The sequence below is a fragment of the Leptospira sp. WS58.C1 genome (genome assembly GCF_040833995.1).
In the GTDB taxonomy this organism is placed as follows: domain Bacteria; phylum Spirochaetota; class Leptospiria; order Leptospirales; family Leptospiraceae; genus Leptospira_B; species Leptospira_B cinconiae.
Genome location: NZ_CP162137.1, coordinates 513760 through 525763, shown reverse-complemented (window position 1 = coordinate 525763; position 12004 = coordinate 513760). Strand labels below are relative to the sequence as shown.

Sequence of the window (12004 nt, the reverse complement as noted above, 5' to 3'; positions counted from 1 at the left end):
TGAGAATAAAAAACGTTTTCCCTACAACTCCAATCTGGTCCATTGAGTTAAATGAAAAAGACCCGGGATTGGCCGGTTATATATAATACGAAATCTCGATGCGAATTCTAATTTTTGCCATTCTTCTTCCCTTCTATTTTATCAATTGTGGGACTTATCTTCTTTTAAAAAACCAAGAACAAAACGACAATCCTGCGTTCTTAAATTTTGTTCAACTCACACTATTGGATTCCGCCATAGGGTTGGTGCACTATTGGCCCTTGGACGGAGACACAAAGGATATAGTTGGCGGCTTGGATCTAACGGCAACAGGTGGAGCCCCTATATTGACTGCGGATCGATTCGGGTTTCCAGGAGGAGCTTACTATTATAGCGGCGGGGGAGCTTATCACCAATCTTCGACTAACGGCCCCTCTTTTTTAAACGGAAATATTTCCTCATTTACGATCAGCGCCTGGGTAAAAGGAAAATTTCCTCCCGGGAGCAACGGAAGCGAATTTATCTATGTAAGTCAGGGCCCCGGGATAGGCCTCCAATTATATGCGCTCTCAGCAATTTCTTGTAGCGGAAGGCTCAGGGCATTCACGAACAATGGAGGCTCGGGAGATGTGGACGTAGGAACTGCCTGTGGACAGTATCCGGAAGACATCTGGTATCATATGGTCTTTACTTGGGATATCCAATCGCTGACCGGATCCTTATATGTGAATAACGTTTTGGTTTCTTCCGGAACTTTTGGAACCAATCGCCCTTGGGCTACAAATAGTTTTTTCCAATTGGGCCGCTCCGATATATCTTCTCAACTTTTCGAAGGCAGTGTGGATGATGTGAGGATATATAATCGGGTGATCTTTCCGGTTTCGAGTTTGTAGAAGCCCCGCCTCATAAAACACACAAAAGCGACTAACGCTTTTTCGCCGGTTTTGTTTTTGGTTTCTTTTTCTTTTTAGGTAATCGGTCTTGGACAGCTTTAAAATATTCGCAGACAAGATGATCCGACCAGGATATCGCTTTCCATCCTTCAAAATAAGCGATATGGCTTCCTCTTTTTGTATAAACATGGATCGAATTAGGAAGATTTTCCAACCAATGCAAATTTTCTAAAACATTCTGGTTTACGCAGATGGGATCGTCCTTTGCATTCAAAATCATAATTGGAGTTCGGATATTTTTCATTACCAAAGCTGGGTTCGAATACCGGTAATATTCTTCCTTGTCGTCAAAACCGGAGAGCGTGTGCAAACGATCCTGGAATTCACCCAAGGTTTTGGATTCCATGACTTCCTGAAATCCTCCAAGGGAAGATAAGGTTTCATAATGGCGTTTCAAAAAGTAATTTATGAGTCTTTGGCCCATGATCTTACTATAAACCGGATGAACCCTATGAAACGCTTTTTCGATATCATAGGCGGGTGAAATTGCAACCGCAGCATCCAATAAACTTTTCGCTCCCGATTCACCCAGGTAACGAGCAAGCAATCCGGAACCCGCGGAAATCCCCACTCCAAACAAAGGACTATTCGGAAATTTTTTCTTAATGTAGAGGAGTTGTTCTTTTAAATCCGAACTAGACCCCATCGTGTTTATTTGCGGTTTCGGAAGAGGAAGATTCCCATGTCCTCTCCTAATACAAACCACGGAAGCCCATTTCAATTGAGACCCGATCGCTTTCACGATAGATTTAACATCTTGCTCATCCCCGCTGATTGTATGGAAGACAATCGCGATCGGATCGGAATCGGTCTTTTTCTTTTCCTTAATATTGGACCAAGCAAGTCCAGTGACACCACCATCTTTCATTTTAAGATGTTCCAGCTTATCGTAATGAAAAAATTTGGAACGATGTTCTCTAAAAAGTAAGAGAGCCAACATTAGATGATTATTAAAACACCAGAATGTAGGAAAATATTTCCGAGTTAAACGGGGGCAATTTGCAAGTACACTCTTTACAAACTCTCCTTCACTGAACTGCAGAACAGGTTTTTCCACTACTTCCAGAAAATAATAAAATAGAAATGCGAGAATAAGAAATAAAACAAGATAAACAAAGACGAGGGGCGGTAGCATTCAATTATCCAAATGAAAATACTTTGGGAAAGATTGAATGGAGAAAGATTTGAGTCTATTACTTTATTATTTACCCAATCGAGTGATCAATAGAGAGCAAAATTCCCAAGGACTATTTGGTATGTAATCCCAATTGCTATGGGTTGTGAAACCGAGCTACTGAACGAAATGAAGTCAAGTAAATGATCAAATAAGTTCCAATGGTATCAACTCCAATATCTCCGGGAATTCACTGCTTGCGAACCCCGGAGACAAGGCATTCTGAAGTTTAGATAATTTCCCCGTTTGGTTTTAAGCCGCTGCAATTATCACTTGTAGCTACGGTTGTGCTCGGATCCAAAACCAAAAGTCCGATAATTTGAACGTCCTTTACGCATTTGTCTACATCTGATTGTTTATAGTATTTACTATCATCGATCTTTAAATACAAATCGGTAAGAAATAAATCGAGAGCGGTAATAATTCCTGCGTTAGCCGGATCCACGGATCCATAATATAAAATATTGGAAGTCGTCGCAGCCGCTTTAATTTGAGATCTCGCTTCGGAACCTTTTACACTATCCGAAAGACCCAGGGAATCTGCTACAACACAATTGGCAAAAGACAAAAGGGAAACCATCGCAACAAACAATATTTTTCTCATACATTTTCCTCATCGATAAACATTATGATATCGTTTTCAGAAAATCGATATCTACAATGGATAACTAGCAGAGAAGAATGTCGGACATTTGGTTCCCAAAAAATTTCCATTGTTGTCAAAAAAAAATTCGGAACAAATACGTTATTCGTGATTTTGACCAACTCATTTGTGGCGACAGGTAATACAAATGGGATATGGGATGGAAGAAGTTTGCTAAAGGGGGTAGTCTCCCCCTCGCTCCAGCCGCAATGGCGGCTTACGCTACCCAATCGAACGACCCGTAGGGAGTGAGATCCCCGAAGCGACTCCGATCGTTTTGTTTCAAGCGTATGGTATGGCTCATCCTACGGATGATAACGACTCGCTTCGCGGTCGTATGCTCGCTCTTAAAGTCGCTGCGCATGGATGACTGAGTAAAGCGAAGTAAAATTTACAATCAAACAAGCTGCAATGGAATCAACTCCATATCTCCAGGAATCCTCAGCTACGAACCCAGGACCGGATTTACCTTAAGCTATTTTTTTCGCACAGAGACACTAAGACACGGAGAGGTTATACGTTAGATTGTTCTCTGTGTCCGTCTGGAATTCTGTGTAAAATTTCTTTAGGGGTTCGCACAGAGACCACGGAGTTCACAGAGAAGGGAGAGTGGTTTGATTTTATTTAGCGAAGTCTATTTGGAGTTTACCGGTTTTAGGACAAGCTTTTTTGCTCCCCGCCTGCATGGGCGAACATGCGCAAAACCACCCACATGTAGGAGCTCCTACAAAATGGGGGCCGGATTTTCTAGTTGCAAAATTAGATATTTATGATACAGGATTTTTTATCGAACACTATAATCCGCCACCGTCCCCCTCCCAAGACGGGTGGGAATTTCTCCAAACGCACCCACGGAACCGAATTTCGAATCCGCGCGACTTAAAATCCACCACAGGACTTCCACGTTTCTTCTGGCTTCAATGGGTTCTCCTTTTTAAAATTTGTTTGGTCGAGATCTTTGGTCTGGATGGAAGGGATTTCTTTGGATTGCTAAATGTAAGAAAGATTTAGGATGTTATTAGGTGCTCACTATGAATGTAAAAAACTTTCGATCAAAAGCATAGAAAACGGAAAGAAAGTATTAGAGATCCTAACGCTGAAAAAGAGAAAATCTTGAAATTTAAATAAACAATTTAAATTTCATCCAAAAAACTTAGCAACATCATAATTAGCTATCGATTGAGCCAATTCTAAAGGGGAAACTCCATGAAAATTTTTAAGCTTAGGCTTTGCACCAGCTTTCAAAAGCAATTTAATAATATCCCCTTTACCTTCGTATTCAAATACAGCATTTGACAATGGTGTGTTTCCATTGGCGTCTTGAATATCAATTTTAACATTACTTTTAATCAGCGCTTGTACATTCTTGACCTGAAATCGATCGACTGCAAAATGCAAAGCTGCATACCCATCTTTATCTTGTGCATCTGCATTTGCTCCATTTTTCAACAAAATAGAAACAACTTCATCCAATTCTTCAATAATAGCAACCATCAGTGGAGTTCGTCCATACGAATCTCTTTCCTCAATCAATTGTTTTTTTGCAGCTAATTGTTTCACTAAAGCAATATCGTGTGATAATATTGCATCGTGCATTTCTAGAACTTCTTTCTTCTTCATTTTAATTCGAATTTATGACTCCGATTAGAACTCGGATCTTCTATTTGGTAATATTTTGAATTATTCATCTTGTCGTTAAATTCCTTCTGCGTCAATCCTTCTTTTCGTGCCTTTTCAGCTTCCCGTTTGAACTCATGTCCTTTTTTATGACCTAAATCGTATTTTCCCGATATTGGCTTTCTAGTGTTTGGGTCAATAAACTGGCCCTTAGAATTTTTTTTGGCGCGCCTTTCCACTTCCTTTCTGACAGCCTTTCGAATATAAGGTCTCCTATAACCAAATTGTTTATTTGATTTTTTTATTTTCCCTATTGATGAAGTTCTTTTGTTCTTAACAGACTTGGTAGCCTTCTTTATAGACCCCTTAACCTTCTCCTTAATTTTACTCGCTTTCTTCGAGAATTTAGAAACTCCGTCTTTAACCTTCTTCCCAATACCGGATTTCGAAAGTTTTTCAAATGCAGCACCTGCGAGTTTTTTACCAGCTTTACCTACAATTTTAGCAGCTTTTCCGCCAAGGGCACCCTGGAGACCCTCTCCCGCTGATTGTTTATAATCTATATTAGAGAAACCTTTGGTCAATCCCTGATGAAGTGCATCTTCCACCGCTGCACCAACTGCCATACCGCAGGTAGGACCGCAGGTTGCCGTAGCTACCCCTTGCGCAAAACCACCTCCGGCCGTTGCAAGGTATTTTTCTTTCGGGCTAACCTGTCCGGTAACAAGGTCGGTTCCTGCTTGGAAAGCTACGTTTACGACTGCGCCTGCAGCTCCTGCAATTAGGTGAGCAACAATATGCCCTGTCGGATCCTTATAAAGGATCGGATTTCCTCTTACGTAAGAAAACCTATTCCATGCTTGTGTATCGTTTTCTCCCGCAATAATCGTGTCCGCGGTGAGAAACCTGGCAAGAGCTGGATCATAATATCTTGCATTATAAAAATAGAATTCGGATTCTCTATCTAGTTCCTGAGAGTTATATTTGGGCGCGAGATCGGTATTCCCGACCTGGACAAACGTTTCTCCATAAGGTTGGTATTCGTTTCTAGTTAAGGTATGTGCTTCTTCATCTAATACATGAGATACCGAGTCTACCTGATCATTCAGGTAATATAATGTAGCTCCGTTTTCGGCAATTGCTGCGATCCGTACCCCGTTCAGGTATACGTTATTGATCGAAGCAAGTATGTTATTTTCTTCTGAATATTCGAGTCCGTAAAATTTATTCGGATAATATAGTTCGCTGTTTCTTGAAACCGCTCCGCTTGGAATAAGTGCGCTTTTTCGAATTCTAAATCCCCCCTCGTCGTACCAATATCTTCCGAGTATTGCACCATTATGATCTGTGATCCTTTTGATCCTGTTTTCCGCATCGTATTCTAGATTTTTCGTAAGGTCCCTAGTATTATTCCTCTGGGTAATCATATTCCCAGCCGGATCATAGGTCATGATTTGGGATTCATTTCCGTTTTGGCTGGAATCGATCTGAACTACCTGATGGTTAACATATTGGTAGGCCTGCTCGTCGATTAAGTTCCCATCCGCAGGATTATGTTTTCTTTTGGCAGTTAAGTTCCCATTCTTTGCATAAGAATAAGTTTGGTGGAATTTTCTGGGGGAAGGATCGGAAGTTTCCGTATAAGTCCCGGTAGCGGAAATTAGCCTGCTGATCCCATCATAATTATAATTGTATAATGTAGAAAAATCCGAAGTGGTATTTTCTATTCGTTCTATACTATTCTTACTATTGAAGGAATAGACCGCATTTTGGAGGGTTTTTGTCGTCCCATCTACCTCGGCGGAAGATTGGATTTTTGTGAGCCTCGCTTTTACATCATATTCGTAATTTGTCTGGGTCCCGTTTCCCAGTCGGAAAGATGCAGTCTGTCCGTTTTCATTATAAGTGATATTCTCTACGATAGTTTTGTTGCAAAACCCGGGAATGACTCCGTTCGTATTAACTTGAACGGATAATCCGTTGATATACCCCTCGCTTCCATACGTATAACAAGCTTTTAAACGAGTATGGTTAACCGGATGTTCCGGATAATCTATGCTGATAAGCCTATCTAATAGATCGTATTTATATTCAGTGACATAGGGACCGTTTACTCCTTCCAAAGGAATATTTTTTAAAGTCCTTACTTCTTTTTTGGTCCTCCCTAATTTATCATAACTGAATTTTTTAGTTTGATTGGAATCTTCAACGAATACCAGTTTCCCAAGCGAGTTTTCGCTGCCGGAATAACTGTCATAGGTAAAATAGACGTCCTCATCCGGATAATGGCGTGCAATTACTCTTCCTAGCGAGTCGTATTCAAAAGTTGTAATTAGCCCTCTTGCATCCGTTTGCCTTGTAATGTCTCCGAACGCGTTATATACGAAGGTATCTACCCCTAGATCCGGATCACTTTGTACTTTCAGATTTCCGAAAGCGTCATAGAGTCGATAAAGCTGATTTTTCCCGGAAGTATCCTTTGCTGCAATACCCGAAGAAAGATCCGAGCAATTTAAAGGAGATCCGTTATTCAGATCCGCCTTCTTAACCATATTGCCGGCTGTATCATAACAAAATCCTACTTTTGCTTGGGTCCCGTCAGCTCCGAAATCTTCCACATAAAGGATATCGTCCCCACCGTTATGAATAGTACGCTTACTTGTTCCCCCGCTATGGTATTCTACTGTTTCATACGGATCATTATAGGTTACCGTTGTGTAAGTCGCCTGTGTTTCACCGGCTGCAATCGGAAAGGTCGATTTTTTAATCCTACCAATTGGATCGAACTCGAAGATGGTCGGATTTTTTTCTTCCAAATGAAGAACGAATCGATCCATATCGCCCCCATTTGTCCAATCGGCCTGCCCGACCCGAACTAAACGACCGGCTGCGTCATAAGTCATTTTACCGGAACGAATGTATTTTCCTTCCGAACCGGTTTTAACATTATGTAATGGTCTTCCGAGCCCATCTATATAAGTCTTGGTGGCAAAGTCCGGATCCCCTGATCCGGAAGGAAGTACCGTTTTACCTCCTAAAGGAAATCCGGAATCGTAAGTGTTGATGGAGGAAACAGAAATGCCATTGTCCGTATCCGCACTCGTTTGTACCGTTCTCCCATAAGAATCGTACTGATAATATACCTTGTTCCCGTTTTGATCCCTTACTTCCAAAGGCTCGCCAAAGGCTGCCCCGAAATCGTACGTTGTTTTTGTGGAAAATCCGGTAGATCCCCCGAAATCGACTGTCTCGGTCACAAGCTGGTGTAATTGATTATCGTATGTATATGTCGTTCCTCTCGCAGGAGAACTGCTTACATCCTTTTTTTCCGTTTGGTTCCCATAGGAATCATATTCATATTCTTCGATTTGAGGAGCAACTGCAGGAAGCCCGCTGCCTGTGTAGGATGTTACACTTCGTATACTATTTCCACGAGAATCGTATGTACTTGTCTCTGTTAATTCGGCATCCGTTCCGGCAAATGTAATATTCTTCTTTTCCCTGGTTTGGTTTGTGGAATCTACAGTTTCATATTCCGTAATTTCCGTTACTGTATCGCTAGCATGCGCGGAATCGCGGAAATGGTCTGTTTCCGTTTCTGTTTTTTTGACAACCTTATAACCATCCAACACTACTGAGTCGGTTGAAGTCTCGACCAATACACCTTTCTTATATTTCTGAGTCTTAGTATTTAATGGAAAATACGTAATGATGCTCGGGACAGTTTCTATGTGTTTAATTTCATACGTATTGAATACAGAACCGTATTCCTGGTTATCCGAACCGATTACATGTGTTTCTTTTACAGCGCCGCCAAGAGCTCGGTTATCCATAAAATTTGCAAATGGTTGGCTATAATGTGTTTCTATCGTTCTGGAACCGTAGGCATCTTTTTCTATAAAATTGGTAAATCCGAAGGAATCGGATTCCAACTTTCCGTTTATGAATGCGGAAAAAGCGACTCCTCCGGAATATTCATAGATCTTCGGGATCCGATTCCCGAATCCGTCATCCAAAGTTATTTTAGTACAAGCCCGAAGATTAGCAGGAAGATCCGGGATCTCATCCCCTCCCGTATTGTCGAATTTTGTTGAATTCTCATATTCAAATTCGTATATTCCACCTATCCCGTTCTTGACCTTTTCTATCACATCCGGAACCGATCCGGTAGACATTGCAAAGTACCAAGTGGGTTCTTTTAGATTTATAAATCCGATGTCGGTAAGCCCGTCCCCGTTGTAATCTCCTTGGAGCCATTGAAATACATAAACTTGTTCGATCAGATCGGGACGATCTAAAGATACACTTACCAAATAAGCCGGAGGAACTATAAGTTTACCTTGGGAAAAGTCGAAAATTTTAGTTTGTCCTTCCGATTTCACGATAGGATTACCCAAATGATCGAAACTCCCCGTAAAATTGGCGATAGAAGTCGACTGTATGGATCGGGCGATGGAACTAGAAGTAATCGTAAATTTATAGAAAGAAGTACCGTTATCCGTACTTTTACCGATAATGACGGATTTTCCTCCCGTTCCCTCCGGATAAAGACCATAGGAGATCCCAGCCGGATTAGAAGTATTAAACTCCGCAGCGGTTAAAGGAAAACTAACGTCTCCGGAAAGTTTTTTAATTAGGATCTTATTACCGCTTTGTAAAGTACCCAGATACCATTTATGTGTGCTTAACCTTCTGTCCAGTAGCAGTAACTGAGGAGTTGTTCCGGCAGGTCCTGTAAAATTCCCGGAGAATAAACTGAAATTTTTCCGATTTTGTCTGTTTACAAAATCTCCCGATCGGAAGATCCCTAACAGATTCTCAGAGATTGTTGGATCGCTTCCTTCTGCCAGGGTGAGGATCTTTTTCGTACTAGAGGGTCCTTGTCCGCTAATCAATACAAATCTGTCGGTTCCATCTAATGCCTGGTCGTCTATTGCAAGTAACGATTTATAAGAAGGACTTTCAAAATTGTCGACTACATACCCGCTTTCGTACGCACTAAAATTTGCAAGATCCGAATCTGCAAAAACTGAAAAATTTTGGATCTCGAACGCATTTCCGGAAGTATGCCTAACGCTAAAAAGTCGCTTTCCGCTGGATCCTTCATTTCTATAAAAAAGTATTTCATCCCGATCGGATCTCGTAAATCTTCCCGCTTTGCCTCCATATAAAGATTGAAAAGCGGGATCTTCCGGATTTAAACCGGAAAGTACAGAGTTCGTAAAAGCGCTTCCTTTTTTTAAATCAAAAGTGTTCGCTTTTCTATCGTAAATTAGAAGTTCAGGAGAAGCGGAACAATCGTTTACAGTAAAACACCCAGGATAAACAAGCTCTCCTTTTCCAGGATTAATATTCCCATCATAGGTATAATCTAAACTAACAGTTTTGGAATCGGAAGATGCAAAAAAACTAGCGGAACCTTCCTTTAGCGAAACCTCATCCTTTGGTAGAGGAGTTTTCATAACTCGCTCTTGGCTCGGACCGTATTGCATATCGCTATATGCTTTGTATCTGAATCCGGAATTTGTTGCTTCTCCGATCCAAAACTTACCATCGGTAGCCGAGTAAAAACCTATGTCGGTCCTTCCATCCCCGTTAAAATCTCCCTGGAGCCATCTTGTGATTTCCTTAAATTGAGGAACTTTAGACCAAGTGCGAAAATTGATCGTACCATTTCCGGTCTCTCCTATAATCCAATCTCCTTTAGAGCGATCTAATAGAAGAAAGTCCGAGAATCCATCTCCGTTAAAATCTCCGGAAAAACGATCATTACCGAAAAGCGCTTGTTCGGGCGCGGAGAAAGTTTTGTACAATCTCCATTGCATTTTAAATAAAAGGGGATCCGTTTTGTCTTCGTTTCTATGGTTTTCGCCGACATACCACTTTCCGCTTCTGGCATCGTATAGGGAAATATCAGTCCGACCGTCTCCGTTATAATCCCCTACAAGAAAGTTAACGTTATATTTTCCTTTTCCTTCTTCCGAGGTGTCCGTCGTACTCACACTATCCCAATTAGAATTAGGAGAATAATCCCCTCTGTAAACATTTTGGAATTTTTTTGCAAATTTTAAGAATTCGAAGCGACCGCCCTTATTTAACATTAGGGTCCATTGGCCTGTAGGTTCGTCAAATAGAACGGAATCTGATAGCCCATTCCCGTCATAATCTCCGGAAAACCATTCCATTCGAAAAATATCCGGAGCACTATTCAACATACGTCCGTAGTTCTTAAATTGGAAAATCCGCCCGTCGTGTTCAGCTACGATAAAGTCTCTTGTCTCAGGAAGATAGAATGCTAGATCCGCTCGACCATCCCCGTTAAAATCTCCGCTCACATTTCCCTTAAAAAAGCGGATCTTTTCTTCTCCTTTATATCCTTTATAACGATTCCCATAAAGTTTGAAGTTATAACCGCCCTCTTTCCTTCCTTCTGCAGCTTTCCAATTTCCGTTTTCAGGATTGAAAAATACGATATCGGAAAGGCCGTCCCCATTAAAATCACCTTCGAAATATTCTGTAGAATTAGGAGTAATCTCCGGCTCATTTACTGCTTGGTTCGCAAAGTTTTTCCAGACTAAATATCTGTCTGAAGTTTGGTATTGAAACTCGGGCTTCGTAGTATGACGATTGGATTCTACCGTTTTTAGGATCGGCCTTCCAGAATCGGGAGAGACATCATATACCATTTCATATTCCCAAAGTTTTCCTCCATCCCAGCCGATTTCTATCGTATCCAGCATACGGTCCATTTTCATAAAAAATCCTGAGACCATACTTACGTATGCGTCCTCTCTAGCTTTCGTATGAAAACGAACGTATTGTTTCGGATTATGACCGGTTTTACTGTTTCCAGTGTAGCGGATTTCTTTTAGGAAAAGTGAGCGATTTTCCGAATAGCCGGAAGTATCGTAGGAAACCTGCATATAGTTTCCGTTTAAATCTTCGGACTTACTCAAATACCAAGCATAAGTACGGGTAATTTTTGCCGGATCGTAGATACGGGAAGAAGCGCTATCTCCGTAAACGTTCTTTTTACCGGAAGGCTCTAATACTTCCCAAACACCACCATTCTCTATATTTGATAATTTTAATATTGGACTGTCTCCTCCGGTAATTTCCGGACGATATGTACCGTTCTCGTTGGAGGAAGAACCGGAGACCTTAACCAATCTCTGACCGTTCCAAAGGAAACTATCTCGGTTATCGTAAAACAATGCACCGAATTCGGGGGTTCTCGTAATTCCTCCGAGCCCTATATCCCAACCGACTCCTACCCAGCCGTCTCCCCCGGTCGATGAATAGGAAATGCTCAAATCAGGCTCCATCCCGGCCCTTCCTTCCGGGATATCTAAATCGTAAGATAAGGAAATCGTTCCGAAACTATTTGGCTCAGGAGGAGGAATAAATACTGCACTATCCAAGGGATCCGCTTTTCCTTCCGGATCGTCCACCTCCCCGCTATAATTCGTAGAGATTGAGAAAAGGTCACTTCCTTCCGGAGCAGGAGCAGACCCCGGAGAAAGAAATCCAAACCCAGAAGGAGCTGCATTTGGAAACATCCTAGAAAGGAAGTTCGCACCTCCTTGGCAGGAAGCGAAAAACAAAAGGCTCCCTGTTGAAATCCCAAGGATCATTCTA

The 12004-nt window shown here is 41.5% G+C and carries 5 protein-coding genes; 1 reads left to right on the top strand and 4 read right to left on the bottom strand.

Annotated elements, in window-relative coordinates; translation table 11 throughout:
* Positions 1-98: 98 nt before the first annotated feature.
* Complete coding sequence (locus AB3N61_RS02435) at positions 99-872, top strand: LamG domain-containing protein (RefSeq protein WP_367898390.1); 774 nt, start codon at positions 99-101, stop codon at positions 870-872.
* 31 nt (positions 873-903) lie between these two features.
* On the opposite strand, the gene AB3N61_RS02430 is transcribed toward AB3N61_RS02435, so the two are convergent.
* From AB3N61_RS02430 to AB3N61_RS02415, 4 genes are all read right to left on the bottom strand, one after another.
* Entirely contained in the window at positions 904-2067 is a 1164-nt protein-coding gene (locus tag AB3N61_RS02430) for a YheT family hydrolase (RefSeq protein WP_367898389.1), read from the bottom strand.
* A 268-nt stretch (positions 2068-2335) separates the two neighbouring features.
* A complete protein-coding gene (locus tag AB3N61_RS02425; RefSeq protein WP_020768669.1) occupies positions 2336-2710 on the bottom strand; it encodes a TIGR04452 family lipoprotein in 375 nt (124 codons plus the stop codon).
* 1179 nt (positions 2711-3889) lie between these two features.
* Positions 3890-4369: an ankyrin repeat domain-containing protein gene (locus AB3N61_RS02420; RefSeq protein ID WP_367898388.1), complete on the bottom strand. Its 480-nt coding sequence runs from the start codon at positions 4367-4369 to the stop codon at positions 3890-3892.
* Positions 4366-12000, bottom strand: a complete 7635-nt coding sequence (locus tag AB3N61_RS02415; protein WP_412758400.1) for a GH-E family nuclease — start codon at positions 11998-12000, stop codon at positions 4366-4368. The genes AB3N61_RS02420 and AB3N61_RS02415 overlap by 4 nt, the downstream gene beginning before the upstream one ends.
* Between the last annotated feature and the right edge of the window lie 4 nt (positions 12001-12004).

What these genes read in the sequence shown, in the direction of transcription:
- AB3N61_RS02435 (WP_367898390.1), top strand. Translation starts at nt 99, where the DNA reads ATGCGAATTCTAATTTTTGCCATTCTTCTTCCCTTCTATTTTATCAAT.
- AB3N61_RS02430 (WP_367898389.1), bottom strand. Translation starts at nt 2,067, where the DNA reads ATGCTACCGCCCCTCGTCTTTGTTTATCTTGTTTTATTTCTTATTCTC.
- AB3N61_RS02425 (WP_020768669.1), bottom strand. Translation starts at nt 2,710, where the DNA reads ATGAGAAAAATATTGTTTGTTGCGATGGTTTCCCTTTTGTCTTTTGCC.
- AB3N61_RS02420 (WP_367898388.1), bottom strand. Translation starts at nt 4,369, where the DNA reads ATGAAGAAGAAAGAAGTTCTAGAAATGCACGATGCAATATTATCACAC.
- AB3N61_RS02415 (WP_412758400.1), bottom strand. Translation starts at nt 12,000, where the DNA reads ATGATCCTTGGGATTTCAACAGGGAGCCTTTTGTTTTTCGCTTCCTGC.